General features: G+C 67.9%; 14 protein-coding genes. 3 read left to right on the top strand and 11 right to left on the bottom strand.

Translation table 11 applies throughout. The annotated features are described in order from the left end of the window. The first annotated feature begins 252 nt into the window (after positions 1 to 252). The gene (locus GBZ48_RS18060; protein ID WP_174472260.1) at positions 253 to 1,494 is read left to right on the top strand and encodes an MFS transporter; all 1,242 of its coding nucleotides are present in this window, start codon (positions 253 to 255) and stop codon (positions 1,492 to 1,494) included. A gap of 22 nt (positions 1,495 to 1,516) precedes the next feature. Here GBZ48_RS18060 and GBZ48_RS18055 read toward each other — a convergent pair whose 3' ends face one another. The 9 genes from GBZ48_RS18055 to GBZ48_RS18015 all read right to left on the bottom strand — a co-directional run bounded on the left by GBZ48_RS18055 (position 1,517) and on the right by GBZ48_RS18015 (position 13,049). Beyond that, positions 1,517 to 2,812: an O-acetylhomoserine aminocarboxypropyltransferase gene (locus tag GBZ48_RS18055; RefSeq protein WP_174472259.1), complete on the bottom strand. Its 1,296-nt coding sequence runs from the start codon at positions 2,810 to 2,812 to the stop codon at positions 1,517 to 1,519. A 21-nt stretch (positions 2,813 to 2,833) separates the two neighbouring features. Further along, positions 2,834 to 3,370, bottom strand: coding sequence for a CoA-binding protein (locus tag GBZ48_RS18050; protein ID WP_174472258.1), 537 nt, complete (start codon positions 3,368 to 3,370; stop codon positions 2,834 to 2,836). Beyond that, positions 3,367 to 4,173 (bottom strand): enoyl-CoA hydratase, encoded by an 807-nt coding sequence (locus GBZ48_RS18045; RefSeq protein WP_174472257.1) that lies wholly within the window; start codon positions 4,171 to 4,173, stop codon positions 3,367 to 3,369. Before GBZ48_RS18045 ends, GBZ48_RS18050 begins: the two co-directional genes overlap by 4 nt. A 233-nt stretch (positions 4,174 to 4,406) precedes the next feature. Then, entirely contained in the window at positions 4,407 to 7,913 is a 3,507-nt protein-coding gene (locus GBZ48_RS18040) for a DEAD/DEAH box helicase (RefSeq protein ID WP_174472256.1), read from the bottom strand. 204 nt (positions 7,914 to 8,117) lie between these two features. After that, positions 8,118 to 8,783, bottom strand: coding sequence for a phosphatase PAP2 family protein (locus tag GBZ48_RS18035; RefSeq protein ID WP_174472255.1), 666 nt, complete (start codon positions 8,781 to 8,783; stop codon positions 8,118 to 8,120). 105 nt (positions 8,784 to 8,888) lie between these two features. Then, the gene (locus GBZ48_RS18030; RefSeq protein WP_174472254.1) at positions 8,889 to 10,283 is read right to left on the bottom strand and encodes a PleD family two-component system response regulator; all 1,395 of its coding nucleotides are present in this window, start codon (positions 10,281 to 10,283) and stop codon (positions 8,889 to 8,891) included. Positions 10,284 to 10,324: 41 nt separating this feature from the next. Beyond that, on the bottom strand, positions 10,325 to 10,732 hold the full coding sequence (locus tag GBZ48_RS18025; RefSeq protein WP_098739544.1) for a response regulator: 408 nt from the start codon (positions 10,730 to 10,732) through the stop codon (positions 10,325 to 10,327). 302 nt (positions 10,733 to 11,034) lie between these two features. Then, a complete protein-coding gene (locus tag GBZ48_RS18020) occupies positions 11,035 to 11,751 on the bottom strand; it encodes a GGDEF domain-containing protein (RefSeq protein ID WP_174472253.1) in 717 nt (238 codons plus the stop codon). Positions 11,752 to 12,020: 269 nt separating this feature from the next. Then, entirely contained in the window at positions 12,021 to 13,049 is a 1,029-nt protein-coding gene (locus GBZ48_RS18015; RefSeq protein WP_174472252.1) for a 2-hydroxyacid dehydrogenase, read from the bottom strand. Positions 13,050 to 13,157: 108 nt separating this feature from the next. Here GBZ48_RS18015 and GBZ48_RS18010 point away from each other — a divergent pair, with 108 nt between their 5' ends. Both GBZ48_RS18010 and GBZ48_RS18005 read left to right on the top strand, forming a co-directional pair. Beyond that, entirely contained in the window at positions 13,158 to 14,015 is an 858-nt protein-coding gene (locus GBZ48_RS18010; RefSeq protein ID WP_211105802.1) for a cell envelope integrity EipB family protein, read from the top strand. A 163-nt stretch (positions 14,016 to 14,178) separates the two neighbouring features. After that, a complete protein-coding gene (locus tag GBZ48_RS18005; RefSeq protein ID WP_174472250.1) occupies positions 14,179 to 14,406 on the top strand; it encodes a hypothetical protein in 228 nt (75 codons plus the stop codon). A 73-nt stretch (positions 14,407 to 14,479) separates the two neighbouring features. On the opposite strand, the gene GBZ48_RS18000 is transcribed toward GBZ48_RS18005, so the two are convergent. Beyond that, a complete protein-coding gene (locus tag GBZ48_RS18000) occupies positions 14,480 to 15,799 on the bottom strand; it encodes a replication-associated recombination protein A (RefSeq protein WP_174472249.1) in 1,320 nt (439 codons plus the stop codon). A 10-nt stretch (positions 15,800 to 15,809) separates the two neighbouring features. Then, positions 15,810 to 16,175, bottom strand: coding sequence for a hypothetical protein (locus tag GBZ48_RS17995; RefSeq protein ID WP_146255487.1), 366 nt, complete (start codon positions 16,173 to 16,175; stop codon positions 15,810 to 15,812). Positions 16,176 to 16,251 lie beyond the last annotated feature (76 nt).

The following is a 16,251-nucleotide window of genomic DNA, read 5'->3' as shown; positions in this document are numbered from 1 at the left end:
CCCCTCCCCCGCCGCCCCGCCGCCCGACCAAGCCGACCAAGGGCTCCAAGGAACGGCGGCTGGAGGGCAAGGCCAAGCGGTCGGAGGTGAAGAAGATGCGCGGGAACGTTCACGACTGATCCGGATTTTCACCCGGCATGCCCGCCATGAGGCAGGCGCATTGGACGGTTCAACCATCCCGTGCCAGCCTTATCCTTCGCTTGCCTGCAAAACATTCCCCCGCGAGGACAAATCCGGGGCCGGAGACGTTCGATGAACCACCCATCCGCCAGCGCCGCCCTGCCGTCGCCGACTTCGGCCCGGCTGTCCGTCGGCTTCGCCTGGGTCGGGCATTCGCTGATGCACATCGTGTCGGCGCTGTTCCTGACCATCGTGCTGGCGTTGGAGACCGAATGGAAGCTCTCCTATGACGAACTGATCCGGCTATGGACGCTGGGCGCCTTCATGATCGGGCTGGGCGCGCCGCTGGCCGGCTGGCTGGGCGACCGCTGGAGTTCGGCCGGTATGATCGCCGTCTTCTATCTGATGACAGGCGCCGGGGCGGTTCTGGCCGGGCTGTCGGACGGGCCGGAGATGCTGATGTGGTCGCTGGCCCTGCTGGGGCTGGGGGCGTCGATCTACCACCCTGTCGGCATGGCCTGGATGATGGCCAATGCCGAGAACCGCGGCAAGGCGATGGGCTGGCTCGGCCTGTTCGGTACCTTCGGCGTCGCCACCGCCGCGGTGGTCGCCGGCAGCCTGACGCAATGGCTGAACTGGCGCATGGCCTTCATCATCCCCGGTGCGATCTGCCTCGTGCTGGGCGTTGTGCTGGCCCTGCTGATGATGACTGGCGTGGTTCAGGACCGTCATGCCGACGTGAAGCCGCAGCCCAAGCCGTCGCGCGGCGACGTGGTGCGCGCCTTCTTCGTGCTGTCGCTGACCATGGTCTGCGCCGGGCTGATCTTCAACGCCATGCAGGTGGTGCTGCCCAAGCTGTTCGAGGCGCGTCTCGGCGGCTGGCTCGGCAGCGGCACGCTGGGCGTCGGCGGGCTGGTAACGGCGGTCTACCTGATTTCCGCCCTGCCGCAGATGATCGGCGGCGTGCTGGCCGACCGTCATTCGCTGAAGCGGGTCTATGTCCTTTGCCTGCTGGCCCAGATTCCGCTGATGGCCGCGGTGGCCGTCCTGGCCGAGCTGCCGCTGGTGGCCGCCGCCGCTTTCGTCGTCATCGCCTCGCAGACGCAGATCCCGGCGGAGAACATGCTGCTGGCCCGCTACACCCCGGACAAGCATCGCGGGCTGGCCTATGGTGCCAAATACATCCTGTCCTTCGGCGCGGGTCCGCTGGCGGTGCAACTGGTGGCCTGGGTCTATGAGCGCACCGGCGACTTCACCATGCTCTACCTGACCCTGTCGGTGCTGGCGGCCATGGCCTTCGCCGCTGCCCTGCTGCTGCCGGACGACCGCCGCAAGGCTGAGGCGGTGGCGGAACCGCTGCCGGCGGCGGAATAACCCGCCGCCGGTTTTTCGAAGCTTACGCCAGCGTCTTGTTCAGCGCCCGATCGAGGTCGGTGATGATGTCCTCCGGCGTCTCCAGCCCGATGGACAGGCGGATCACGTCGGGGCCGGCGCCGGCCGAGGCCTGGGCCTCCGCCGACAGCTGGCGGTGGGTGGTCGAGGACGGGTGGATGATCAGCGAGCGGGCATCGCCGATGTTGGCGAGGTGGCTGAACAGCTCCACGCTCTCCACCACCTTCACGCCGGCCTCGAAGCCGCCCTTGACGCCGAAGGTCAGCACCGCACCGGCGCCGCGCGGCAGGTACTTCTTCGCGAGATCGCGGTACTTCGACGAGTCCAGCCCGGCATAGCTGACCCAGCCGACCGCCGGATGGCTTTCCAGGAACTGCGCCACCTTCAGCGCGCTGTCGGCGTGGCGCTGCATGCGCAGCGGCAGGGTCTCGATGCCGTTCAGCGTCAGGAAGGCGTTCATCGGCGCCTGGCTCGGCCCGAGGTCGCGCAGGCCAACGGCATGGCCATGGATGGTGAAGGCCAGATGGCCGAAGGTCTCGTGGAAGCGCAGGCCGTGGTAACCGGGATCGGGCTCGCTCAACGCCGGGAACCTGCCGGACTTGCTCCAGTCGAACTTGCCGCTGTCCACCACCACGCCGCCGACCGAGGTGCCGTTGCCGGACAGGAACTTGGTGGTCGAATGCACAACCAACGTGGCGCCCCACTGGATCGGGTTGATCAGGTAGGGAGTCGCCAGCGTGTTGTCGACGATCAGCGGGATGCCGGCCTCGTCGGCGATCCTGGCGATGGCCTCGATGTCGGTCACCACGCCGCCGGGGTTGGCGAGACTTTCCACGAAGATCGCCTTGGTCTTCTCGGTCAGCGCCGCTTTGACGTTGTCCACCGTATCGGTGTCGACGAAGCTGGGCTGCCAGCCGAAGGCGCGCGGGAAGCTGATGCCCAGCTGGTTCAGCGAGCCGCCATAGAGCTTATTCGACGCGACGATGTGGTCGCCCGGCGCCATCAGCGGGAACAGGGCCAACAGCTGCGCGGCATGGCCCGACGAGGTCGCGGTGGCGCCGGCGCCGCCTTCCAGGTTGGCGAGACGCTCTTCCAGCACCGCCACCGTCGGGTTGGTCAGGCGGGAATAGATGAAGCCGACCTTCTGCAGGTTGAACAGCGAGGCGGCATCGTCGACATTCTCGAAGACGAAGCTGGTGGTCTGATAGATCGGCGTCTGGCGGGCGCCGGTCGCCGGGTCGGGAGCGGCGCCGGCATGGATGGCGCGGGTCTCGAAGCCGAAGCTCTTCTGCTCAGTCATCTTGTGTGATTCCCCCAGTTTTCAGATCAGTTTTTTGAAGGATTTTGTCGGCGCCCTGCGGCGCGTCACCAGCACGTTGGAATTGACCCCGATCCGACCGATCTCTCCATAGAGGCGCTGGATTTCCATTTTCGGACAGCGGTCCATCACCACGGTCAGGCCGGCGGCCTGGGCACGTGCCGCCGCCTCGTCGTTGCGCACGCCGAGTTGCATCCACACCACCTTGGCCCCGGCGGCAATCGCCTCGTCCGTCACCCCGCCGGCGGCGGCGGAGTTGCGGAAGATGTCCACCATGTCCGGCGGCTCCGGCAAATCCCTCAGGCTGGCGTAGACGGCCAAGCCGAGGATGGTCTGCCCCGCCATCTTCGGGTTGACCGGGATGACGGTGTAGCCCTTGTCGCGCAGGTACTTCATCACGAAGAAGCTGGCCTTCACCGGATCGGCGCTGGCGCCGACCACGGCGATGCTCTTCGCGCTTTCCAGAACGCCGCGCAGGAAGGCGTCGGTGTAGTCCGCCGGTTCGGTGATTGTCTGGTCGCTCGTCCTGGAGCCGCTCATTGCCCGCACCAGACCGGCGTGCGCTTGCCGAGGAAGGCATCGATGCCTTCGGCGGCGTCCTGCGCCATCATGTTCTCGGTCATCACCTTGGCCGCGTAGGCATAGGCGCCTTCCACGTCCAGATCGATCTGGCGATAGAAGGCTTCCTTGCCGGTGGCGAGCGTCAGCGGCGACTTGGACGCGATCTTGGCGGCGACGCCGGCCACCACCTCGTCCAACTGGTCGGCCGGCACCGCGCGGTTGACGAGGCCGATGCGCTCCGCTTCCTCGGCATCAATTAGGTCGCCCAGCAGCAGCATCTCCATCGCCGCCTTGCGCCCGACCGCGCGGGTCAGCGCCACCATCGGCGTCGAGCAGAACAGCCCGATGTTCACGCCCGGAGTCGCGAAGCGCGCGTCCTCCTCGCAATAGGCCAGATCGCAGGTCGCCACCAGCTGGCAGCCTGCGGCGGTCGCCACGCCGCGCACCTTGGCGATCACCGGCTGGCGGATGCGGTTGATCGTCAGCATCAGGCGCGAGCACTGGGTGAACAGCGCCTCGTACAGTTCACGCGACGGGGCGGCGCGCATCTCCTTCAGGTCGTGCCCGGCACAGAAGGCCCCACCGGCCCCGGTCATCACCACGGCCCGCACGGAGCGATCCCCGTCGATGGCGTCCAGCGCGTCCTGCAATGCCGCCATCAGCCCGACCGACAGAGCATTGCGCGCCTTCGGCCGGTTCAGCGTCAGCGTGGCGACCCCGTCGCAGTCCTCTCGCAGGACCAGCGGCTGATTGGGATCGTGGGTGGTGACTGCGGCGCTCATGGTTGTTGTCCTCCCGTGCGTCTTCGGCTTCCGGATTTCGGTTGCGCACCGCGGGCAGCTTACCGCGCCGGGCCTGCGGGCAACACGGGGAACCTGCAAGGCAGGATGGATGAGACGACATGCAGCGGAGGGTTCCGACGATTACTTTTGTGAGACGAGAATGAAAATATTCTGTTTTAGTAGGAAATTTGCACAAAAAAGTCGTGTCGCCGCTTTCATCCAACGAGCGCCCCCTACTCCTCGTCGCCGTCGCCGAGCAGATAGTCGATGTCGCCGCCGTCCAGCGCGCTGACCAGACCCTTGCCTTCGATGGTGGCATCGGACAGGCTGCCCTTGCGACGCTGGAGGTCGAGGATGCGCTCCTCCACCGTGTTGGCGGCGATCAGCTTGTAGACGAAGACCGGCTTGTCCTGGCCGATGCGATAGGCACGGTCGGTCGCCTGATCCTCGGCGGCCGGGTTCCACCAGGGATCGTAGTGGATCACCGTGTCGGCGGCGGTCAGGTTCAGGCCGCGGCCGCCGGCCTTGAGGCTGATCAGGAAGACCGGAACCTCGCGGTTCTGGAAGCGGTTCACCGGCTCGGCGCGGTCCAGGGTACGGCCGGTCAGTTCGACATAGGGAATGGCGGCCTTCTCCAGCTCCAGCTTGATCAGGTCGAGCATGGTGGTGAACTGCGAGAAGATCAGGATGCGCCGGCCTTCCGGCACCATCTCCTTCACCATTTCGGTCAGGGCGTGCAGCTTGGCGCTCGGCCGCGCCTTGCCGCCGAGCGCCGCAATGGATTTCAGCAGGCGCGGATCGCAGCAGACCTGCCGCAGTTTCAGAAGCGCGTCGATCACCGCGATGGCGTTCTGGCCCAGCCCCTTGCCGCTCGCGGCCAGCGCCGCGCGCACCGTCTCGTTCACCGACAGGCGGATGGTCTCGTAGAGGTCGCGCTGGTCGCGTTCCAGGTCGATGCGTACCACCACCTCGGTCTTCGGCGGCAGTTCCTTCGCCACCGCCTCCTTGGTGCGGCGAAGCAGGAAGGGGCGGATGCGGCGCATCAGCAGGTTGGCGCGGGTGTTGTCGCCGCGCTTCTCGATGGGCACGCGGTAACGCTTGCCGAACTCCTTGCGGTCGCCCAGCAGGCCCGGCATCAGGAAGGCGAACTGGCTCCACAGCTCGCCCAGATTGTTCTCCACCGGCGTGCCGGACAGGCAGAGCCGGTGCCGCGCCGGCAGCGCCGCCACGGCGCGGGTCGCCTTGCCGTCGGGATTCTTGATCGCCTGCGCCTCGTCCAGCACGATCATGTGCCAGGTCAGGCGCTTCAGCAGATCGACATCACGCGCCACCACGCCATAGGTGGTCACCACGATGTGGGCGCGGTCGATCTCCGACAGCTTGCCGTGACGGTCGATGCCATGCAGCACGACGACGCGCAGATGCGGGGTGAAGCGTTCCGATTCCGCCACCCAGTTCGGCACGAGGCTGGTCGGCACCACCACCAGGCAGGGCTCGGTCAGCCGGCCCTCATGCTCTTCCATGGCGATGTGGGCCAGCGTCTGGGCGGTCTTGCCGAGGCCCATGTCGTCGGCCAGGATCCCGGCGACGTTGTTGGCGCGCAGGCTCTGCATCCAGGCGAGGCCGCCGCGCTGGTAGTCGCGCAGCTCGCCCTTGAAGCCCGGCGGCGGAGTCATGTCGCCCGGCATCTCGTCAGCACGCAGGCGCTGGAGATAGCCGTCGATCTGCGCCGTCTCGTCGCCGCGCCGGGCGATCAGGTCGTCGATGTCCAGCAGCGAGTCGGCCTCGGCCAGCGGCACCTTCAGCCGGTCGCCGCTGCTGCGCCCGCTGTTCAGCATCGCTTCCAGAACGCTGAGCAGCCGCTCGATCCGCTCGGCTGGCAGGGCCAGGACGTTGCCGTCGTCGAGAACGATGTGGGCGCGGCCGTCGATGATCCGGGTGGTCGACAGGCCGCCCTTCTCCACCAGCCGGGCCAGGATCGGCAGCAGCGGCTGACGCTCGCCGTCGATCTCGACACCGACATCCAGGTCGAACCAGCCGTCGCCGGCATCGCGAACCGCCACCTCAACCTCGGCCCCCGGCTCGATCACCTTGGTGCCGAAATCGGCGCCGACCTCCATGATCCAGCCGGCCTTGGTCAGGGCGGGGACCTCGTTGGTCAGGAAATGCTGCCAGCGCTCCTCGACGTCCCGCCCGGTCAGCCAATGGACGCGCGAGCCGCGGGCGTTCAAGGCACCCTTGGGCGGCTCGATCCGCGCCTGGGCGAAGCCGAGGCCGGACAGCCGGTCCAGCGCCGCCTGCTCGTCGGCCTTGTCGCGGCGGACGAAGGTGACCTCGTTGAACTCATCCTCGTAGCGGGCGAACTGGCGCTGGTCGTCGGGCTCAATCTCCACCGCGTTGCCGGGTTCGCCATAGTCGAAGGACAGGCGCAGCACGTCGACCAGCCCATCGGCCGGCGTCACCACGCGGCCAAGGCGGGCGATGATGCGGGGGGACCGCTCGACGATGGCCGCGGCATCCGCCGCCCCGCTGCGCACACCGGGAATGCCGCTGTCGCGGAAGCTGGGCGTGGAAATTGACGGAGGTGGAGGAGTGATGCGCGGCATCGACGCGACACCAGTGCGCGACGGACCGAACAGGCGCGACGGGGTCGCCTTCGACGGTACCGGCGGCGGTGGCGGGGCGGGCGGCACAGGTTTGGCTTTCGGCACCTCCACCACTTGGAGATCGACCGGGAAGACGGTGCCGGTGGCGCTGTCGACGCACCAGTAGGACTGGCCCTTCACCAGCACGCTGCGTTCGGGCAGGCCGGTCGGGCGCAGCTTGCGCGTGGCCGGATCGCGGAAGGTGCGGACGGTGCGGCCCGATGCCTCGGCCAGCGGGGTGCCGTCGCGCCAGCGCAGGCGGCCGGTGGAGAGCAGGCGGCGCAACAGGCGGTCCACCGCCTCGCCCCGGCTCTTGGCGACGGGGGTGCGCTCGGTGCCGCCGCCGCCGAGTAGCCGGGCGATGGCGCGGTCGGCATCGCCGTCCAGCGAGCGCGGAGCCTTGGCCAGCACGTCGCGCGGGGTGGCGGGGCTGCTGTCGGCTGACCCGTCGGCCACGAACTCCGCCAGGATGTAGCAGGCGACATCGCCCTGCCCCGGCTCCAGCGTCCAGCGCAGGCTGCGCACCGGCTCCGGCTTGGCGGCGGCGGGTGGCGGCGGGGGTGGCGCCACGCTGCGGACCGGCGGCGGAGCCGGCGGGCGGACCAGGGCGAGCGGGGGTTTGGGAGCAGCCGGCGGCACAGGAGGAAGCGCCGATGGCTGCACGGTGGTGGCAGCGGCCGGCGGGGATGCGACCGGAACCGGCGGAGGAGGAGGCGGGGCAAGCGGCGCCTTCACGTCGGCCACGTCGAACAGAGAGGCGCGGCGCCATTCCGGACGGCTTTCCAGCGCCAGCATCGCCGCCGCCGCCATATGGGCGCAGGCGTTGCGGCCACAGGAACAGGTGCGGTCAAGCACCACGCTGCGCTTGCCCTGCACCGGGGTCACCGTCACCGACAGCCGGCGGCCGAGGTCGCTGACCTCCGCCTCGATCCGGTCGCTGCCGGACGCACCCAGCGTCACCGCACCCGTCATCATCAGCGTGCGGCCGCGCTGCAGCGTCTTGGCATCGAAGACGCGCGTCAGGTCATCCTGACCGAAGGGGACGGCGGCGCCACCCGACGAAGGGCCACGCGGCAAGGCATCGAAGAGCGACATGCGGTGCGGGGGTGACCAGGGCAGTTTGGATGGATTGGGCGCGGAAATGGAACGGAACGGAAACGGGGCGTCGGTATAGGATCTTACGCGGTGCAGCGCAAGCCTTTGGCTTAAGCATTGACGTGAACGGCGCCGTGTTGGCGGGACCGTGCGCGGCCGTCCGTCATAACACAGGATGCCGCCGGCTTCACCCCGGTTGGTGACTTATCCGCGGCTGCCGGGGAACACACGGCCCGCCAGTTCGCACAGGCCGGCCCCGCTGCCGAGCTGATGGGCGGCCCAGCGGATGGTCCCTTCGACGAAGGACGGGTCGCCGGCATGGACCAGCAGGGCGAGCCCCAGCACCATCGCACCTGCCAGCCAGGGAGAGGGGCGCAGCCGCGGGGCGCCGTCCTTGCGGCTGCTCCACAGGAACAGCAGGGCCGACAGCCCGCCGATGGTCAGGCCGGCCACCACCTCCGCCCCGGAGTGGGCCGAGACGGCGACGCGCGAGGCCCCGATGGCCAGCACCAGCGCCACCGCCGCGAGCGGCAGGCCGATGCGCAGCCAGCGCGATTCAGCATTGCGTGCCGCCAGCGCCGACACCGACCCGTAGAAGACGGCGGAAAAGGCGGCGTGGCCGCTGGGGCTGATGAAGCGGTCGCCGGCGAACAGCGAGGGAAACAGCGGAAAGTCCGGCAGGCCGCAGCCATGCCCGATCAGCTTCAGCACGACCATTGCGCCAAGGCAAAGCGCCAGGGCCAGCAGCCAGCGCAGCGCCAGCGGCGCCGAGTGGTGCCGCCACAGCGCGGTCGCATAGAGGGCGGACAGTGGAACGAGAAGGCTGCTGCTGCCCAGATGGGTGATGGCGCCGCTGGCGGTGGCGAGCATCGGATCCCCAATGATGCCGGTGGAAAGGAACGGCTTTGCCACATGGTGCGGCGCAGCAGAGACAGCAAGGGGACGAAAAAGGGGTGCGGGCGCCCGGTCCGCCCCTTACCCCTCCAGCTGGTCGGCGCGGGCGTCGGCGATCACGCAGTTGCGGCCCGAACGCTTGGCCTCGTACAGCGCCTCGTCGGCCCGGCGGACCAGACCTTCAGCGGTATCGCCCAGCCGGCCGCCGATGGAGATGCCGATCGACACCGTCACGTTGATCTCGCCGCGGTCGGCCGAGACGGCGAAGGGGAAATCGGCGATGCGCGAGCGCAGGCGCTCGGCCACGATCAGCGCCGCTTCGCCATCGGTGTCCGGCAGGATGACGATGAACTCCTCGCCGCCCAGCCGCGCGACGAGGTCGAAGGTGCGCAGGTTGCGGCTGGCGCGGGCGGAAACCTCGCGCAGCACCTCGTCGCCGATGGCGTGGCCGTAGGTGTCGTTGACCACCTTGAAGTGGTCGATGTCGAACATCAGCACCGACACCGGCTTGTGGCTGTCGATGGCGCGCTCCAGCAGCCGGGGCAGATGGGCGTTGACGTAGCGGCGGTTGAAGACGCCTGTCAGGCTGTCGGTCAGCGCCATCGACAGGCTCTGCTCGTAATTGGAGCGCAGCCGTTCCTGATAGCGCTTGCGCCGGATCTGGGTGCGGGCGCGGGCCAGCAGTTCGTTCCGGTCGACCGGCTTGATGACGTAATCGTTGGCGCCGAGTTCCAGCCCCTTCGCCACCTGTCCGAGGTCGCCGTCGTCGACCATCAGCAGGATTGGCACCTGCCGTGTGCGCTCATGCGAGCGCAGTTGCGAACAGAGCCGCAGCCCATCCTCGTTCAGTAGGGTCAGGCTGACGACCACCAGATCGAGCGGGCTGCCCAGCGCACGCTCCAGCGCCTTGGCGCAGGTGTCGGCGGAGGTCACCGTGTTGTGGTCGCGCTCCAGCGTGTCCGTGATCTTTTCGAGGTCGAGCGCGGAATCCTCCAGCACCAGCACGTTTGCGCGCTCGAAGGACTCGCTCAGCATGGTGCCGCTGCGCTCGATGACGCCGAACTGGCCCGACGTGGTTTCGCGCAGACGCCACTCGTCCATCATCATCTTCAGCCTCACCAGCGAGCGGACGCGCGCGAACAGCGCGATGTCGTTCACCGGCTTGGTCAGGAAATCGTCGGCACCCGCTTCCAGCCCGCGGACGCGGTCGGCGATGTCGGACAGCGCCGTGACCATCACCACCGGGATGTGCATGGTGGCGGGGTCGGAGCGGATCTTCTCGCAGACCTCGAACCCGTCCATGCCCGGCATCATGACGTCCAGCAGGACGATGTCGGGCGATTCCTTCCGCACCATCTCCAGCGCGTCGGGTCCGTTGAAGGCGGTCAGCACATTGAAGTATTCGCGCGTCAGCTTTGCCGCGAGCAGCTTCACATTGGGCAGAACGTCATCGACAACAAGGACACGCGCGGACATCGGAAGGGAAATCCTGCAGAATTGGTACAGATGAAGGCGACTTATCCGAGAAACTTTTTGACTGTTTCAAGGAATTTCACGACCGAAATGGGCTTCGCTACATAATCCTCGCAGCCGCCCTGACGGATTTTCTCTTCGTCGCCCTTCATGGCAAAGGCGGTGACTGCGACGACCGGGATGCTCTTCAACTCCGGATCGTCCTTGATCCAGCGGGTGACCTCCAGCCCCGACACTTCGGGCAGCTGGATGTCCATCAGGATCAGGTCGGGACGATGCAGGCGCGCCAGACGCATCGCCTCCATGCCTTCGCGGGTCTGCAGCGTGCCATAGCCGTGCGCCTCGAGCAGGTCATGAAAGAGCTTCATGTTCAGCTCGTTGTCCTCGACGATGAGGACGGTCTTGGTCGGCTTACCACCGGTCTCCAATGGTCCGCACGGCTCCGCTGGCATGCATCCTCCCTGCGTGTGACCCCCGCGTTCACGCTGTCCCGTTCACGCGGTCCGATGCCGCACCTTGCGCACCGCGGACGCGCTTCCCCCGGCCGGCAGGCCGAAGGCGCGGTTGCGGGACCGCAGATCCGGTATACCCCCTTTCTGATTAGGTCGCGACGGTTAAATAGTCGTTACCGAACCGCTGGCCGGCATCCCTTATCGGACTGCGATCGCCCTGTCGGAAAACGGAAAACCGCCCGCGGCGGACGCGGGCGGCCTCGATTGTCCGGAACGGCAATAACGGGCGGCGTCCGGCCTCCTCACGCCGCCCGCTTCGCCTTGCGCTTGGCGTCGCGGCGGCGGGCGCCCTTGGCGCCATACATCATGGCGTCGGCGCGGCGCATCACCTCGTCCTCGCTGTCCTCGGCACCATAGGGCTGGGTGCCGACGGAGAAGCGGACCGGCAGGCTCTGGCCACCCCATTCCACATGGGTTGCGTCGGCGATGGCGGCCAGCTGGCGGGCGCGGGCGAGGCCGTTGGCGGTGTCGGTGTTGGTCAGCAGCACGGCGAACTCGTCGCCGCCCAGCCGGGCGACGACATCCTCCTGCCGGACATTGCCGACGATCATGCGGGCCACCTGCCGCAGATAGGCATCGCCGGCGACATGGCCGTGGGTGTCGTTGATGGCCTTGAAGCCATCCAGGTCGATCATGACCAACAGCCCGCCAGCAGTGCCGTTGCGCCGGGCCGAGGCCAGTTCGCGCCGGAAGTGGCTGTAGAAGCCGCGCCGATTCAGGAGACCGGTCAGCTCGTCCGTCATCGTCAGGCTTTCCAGGTAGGCGATGCGCTCCTGCAACTCGGCGATCGTATCTTTTGCTTCGGCGAGCAGCGCGATCGTCTCGTCCAGCGTCTGGCGCTCGGTCCCCCGCAGAAGCCCGACGCGCGAGGCCAGCGCGACCGGCGACCAGCCTGCCGGCACGTCGAAACGGTCGGCGGCGTGATGCTTCAGGTCCAGGGCGGCGACGATGGCGTTCATGGGGTCGGCTCCTCTGATGAAGGTCGGAACACTTCGCCTTCCTCCAAGCAACCCCCGTGCCAACCCGTCGCACCCCGGAGATACCAAGCATTTTATGCATTTCCGGCAGATTGCGCCGGTGGATCATTCCGCAGGGGTGGAGCCTCTTTCCCACCAGACCGGCATCTTCTGCCCACTTCAATCGTTCGGGGCAGGAAATCCCTGCCGGGGATGCCGGGCAGACGATCCCAGGCAGCGGAGGGCGGCCGGCAAAAGGCTCCACCCTCCCTTCACACCACCCGGTCCGGCGCCGGCCGGCCCGCCGTCACCGCGTCGACATTGTCCAGCGCCTTGAACCCCATGGCGTTCCGCGTCTCCACCGTGGCGCTGCCCAGATGCGGCAGCAGGAAGGAGTTGGGCAGGTCGCGATAGCCGGGATGCAGGTTCGGCTCGTTCTCGAACACGTCGAGCCCGGCCGCCGCGAGACGCCCCCGCTTCAGCGCGTCGATCACCGCGCCGTCGTCCACCACGCTGCCGCGCGCGGTGTTGATCAGGATGGCGCCGGGCGGGAGCCGCTCGATCCGTTCGGCGTTCAGCCAATGTCGGGTTTCCGCCGTGGCCGGGAAATGAAGCGACAGGACATCGCACACCGGCAGCATCGCCTCGGGATCGGCATGGTAGGTGGCACCCAGTTCCAGCTCCGGGGCCAAGCGGCGGCGGTTGCTGTAATGGATGGTCATGCCGAAGGCTCGGGCGCGGGCCGCCACCGCCTGCCCGATGCGGCCCATGCCGACGATGCCCAGCCGCTTGGCCCCGACATGGGTACCCATCAGCTGGGTCGGGGTCCAGCCGGTCCAGGCGTTGGCCCGGATCATCCGCTCGCCCTCCGAGGCGCGGCGCGCCGCACCCAGCAGCAGGAGCAGGGCGATGTCGGCGGTGGCGTCGGTCAGCACGTCAGGCGTGTTGGTGACGGTCAGGCCGCGGGCGCGCGCCGCCTCCAGGTCGATGTGGTCGGTGCCGACCGAAAAGGTCGCCAGCACCCGGACGCTCCGCGGCAGGGCGGCGATGGTGGCGGCATCCAGCCGGTCGCCGGCACAGCAGAGCACGGCATCGGCTCCGACCTCCGCGGCGCGGGCGGCGATCTCCTGTCCGCTGAAGGCGCGGTCCTCCGGGTTGAGCACCGCCCGGTAGTCGCGCGACGCCCGCGCCTCCACCGCATCTGGAAGGCGGCGGGTCAGCAGCAGCACGGGCCGGGCGGAGGAGTCGGAGACGGGACTGTCCGACTGCGTCACGGGCTGCACCTCGGCAGGGCTTGTCATTCCGGCGGTTCCCTTCCATTGATAGGACATTCGGGTGGCGGGCCTTTCGGACCGCGGCAAAAACACCCATACTCCACCAAGAGCCGTCAATCACCTGTGGATCCCGTCTTGCTCGACCGTCTCTCTGCCCTTCCGGCAACCGTTGGTGCGGTCTTCGCAGCCGCCGTTTCCGCCGGTGCGCTTTTCGCGGCCTCCCCTGTCCTGGCTCAGCCGGCCGCGACCTCGCTGGCGGCGGTGGCGGCCAAGATCCAGCCCCACCGGGCGATCTACGCCATGTCGCTGGGGTCGGCGCGCAACGGCTCGAAGGTCAGCGACGTCCGCGGCCGCATGATGTTCGAATGGGCCGACGCCTGCGACGGCTGGACGACGGAGCAGCGCTTCCAGTTGCGCTTCGTCTACAGCGAGGGCGAGGACATGGCGATGAACACCAACTACACGACGTGGGAGGCGAAGAACGGTCTGCGCTACCGCTTCAACGTCCGCAAGCTGGTGAACGGCGAGGTCGACGAGGAGGTGCGCGGCGAGGCGAACCTGAGCGAAGGCGGCGCCGGCAGTGCCCAGTTCACCAAGCCCGATCCGCAGGAGATGGATTTGGCGGCCGGCACCATGTTCCCGACCGCCCACACGCTGGCGATCCTGGATCATGCCGAACGCAAGGAGCCCTTCTTCACCCGCACCATCTTCGACGGCTCCGACGCGGAGGGCCCGACCGAGGTGTCGACCGTCGTCGGCAAGCCCGGTGCGCCGAAGGATGCCGGCAAGGATCCGCTGCTGAAGGTGGGCAAGGCCTGGCCGGTCCGCATGGCCTTCTTCCCGGTCCAGAGCGATTCGGCCCAGCCGGAATATGAGATGAGCCTGCATCTGCTGGAAAACGGCATCGCTGAGTCCATGCAGATCGACTATGGCGATTTCACCGTCAACGCCGTGCTGGAAAAGATCGAGGCTCTGCCGAAATCGGGCTGCTGATACGCCGGCGGGCCGTGACATTTCACCGTGCGTTTACCGGCCTGTGGGATGGTCGACGGTTTCCCTGTTGATCGCGACATGTTGCTGCGCTTAACTGTCGGTTGAGTTTTGCGCAACAGGCCGACTCACCCATGGGTGACCGGCCGTCCGAGGGTTTTCCGTCATGAGCAAGAAGCATGTCCAGATCGGGCAGGTTTTCCAACCGGTCGGCAGTGCCGGCGGCCGCGGTTGGCGGGTGACGGCAACGGTCAACCTGCTGGGCATCCCCCACGCCCGCGTCGTCAGCACCGAGGACGAGGGCGTCTCGAAGACCCTGAGCTGTTCGGTCCTCGCCGACACCAGCCATTACCGGCTGATCGCCTCCTCCCCGGCCGATGGGATGGCGGCGTAAGAACCGCTTGTTTCCGGGCAAGTCATTCGCCCTGTCCCGCGCGTCGGCGTAGGACGGGGCGAAATCTTTTTGCCTATTCCTCTCCCCGTCGCTCGCGCAGCTTGGCCCAATAGTCCAGCCGCTTGCGCAGATCGCGCTCGAAACCGCGCTCCACCGGCTGGTAGAACTCGCGCCGCGCCATCCCGTCGGGGAAATAATTCTGGCCGGAGAAGCCCTCCGCCGTGTCGTGGTCGTACTCGTAACCCTTGCCGTAGCCGATGGTCTTCATCAGCTTTGTCGGCGCATTCAGGATATGCTTTGGCGGCATCAGCGAGCCGGTCTCCTTGGCCGCCCGCACCGACGCCTTGTAGGCCGTATATCCCGCGTTCGACTTCGGCGCCGTCCCCAGATAGATGACCAGCTGTGCCAGGGCCAGTTCACCCTCCGGGCTGCCCAGCCGTTCATAGGCCTCCCATGCGGCAACCGCCTGGGTCAGTGCGTTGGGATCGGCCAGCCCGATATCCTCCACCGCAAAGCGGGTCAGACGCCGTGCGATGTAACGCGGGTCCTCGCCGCCGTCCAGCATGCGGCTGTACCAATAGAGGGCAGCGTCGGTATCCGACCCGCGCAGCGACTTGTGCAGGGCGCTGATGAGGTTGTAGTGCCCTTCCTGCGACTTGTCGTAGAGCGGGGCGCGGCGCTGGATGGTGGCGGCAAGCGCATTGGTGTCCAGCACCGTGTCGCCCGGCAGCGCGAACAGCTCCTCGCACAGGTTCAGACAGAAGCGGCCGTCGCCATCGGCCATCGCCTTCACCGCGGCGCGCGCATCGGCGTCCAGCGGCAGCGGGCGGCCCATCTCCGCCTCGGCCCGTGACAGCAGCTTTTCCAGCGCCGCATCGTCCAGCCGGCTCAACACGAAGACCTGCGCCCGCGACAGCAGGGCGGCGTTCAGTTCGAAGGACGGATTCTCGGTGGTGGCGCCGACCAGCGTGACAGTGCCGTCCTCGACGAAGGGCAGGAAGCCATCCTGCTGGGACCGGTTGAAGCGGTGGATCTCGTCGATGAACAGCAGCGTCCCCTGCCCCGCCACCCGGCGCGCGCGCGCGGCGTCGAAGACCTTGCGCAGGTCGGCGACACCGGAGAACACCGCCGACAGCGGTTCGAAATGCAGGTCGGTGCTGTGGGCCAGCAGGCGGGCAATGGTGGTCTTGCCGCAGCCGGGCGGCCCCCACAGGATCATGGAGGCCAGCCGCCGCGCCGCGACCATGCGGCCCAGCGGGCCGTCGGGCTTCAGCAGATGGTCCTGCCCGACGACCTCGTCCAGGGTGCGCGGGCGCAGCCGGTCGGCGAGCGGACGGGGAGCCGCCGCAGAGAACAGCCCGGCATCCCCGCCCGACTCGCCGCGTTTTGCCATGACCGCCGCCTCAGCGCACCGAGGTGCAGCGCTGGTAGCACTGCTTCAGCTGGTAGCTGCAATTGTCGGTCGGGCTGAAGGGAGTCGAGTCGGTGCGGTCGATGCCACCCTGGTTGCGGGCCGCGACCGAGTCCATGCAGGAATTGTGGCTGCGCTCGCACTGGGCCTGGCAGGACGCGCCGGCACCGGTGCCCCCGTCGATCCGCAGCGACTGGTCGTCGGCCCCGGCGCGCGGGGTGGACGGTCCCGGGACCACGGTAACGGTGGGCGCCGGGCCGGCGGCGGGGCGCGAGGCCGGATCGGCGCAGGCCGACAGACCGAGCAGAGCCACGGCCACGAGCGGGGCAACGAGACGGACCGGACGGAACATAGCCACGACGGCTCCTATTGTTCTTGTTGTGGGACTGGTCTTTGGCATGACGGAATGCCACACCCCTCTGGACCATCCCCCA

This window comes from Azospirillum melinis, from assembly GCF_013340935.1.
In the GTDB taxonomy this organism is placed as follows: Bacteria; Pseudomonadota; Alphaproteobacteria; order Azospirillales; family Azospirillaceae; genus Azospirillum; species Azospirillum melinis.
Note: the sequence above shows the minus strand (reverse complement) of the source record. Positions and strands in the feature narration are given on the sequence as shown.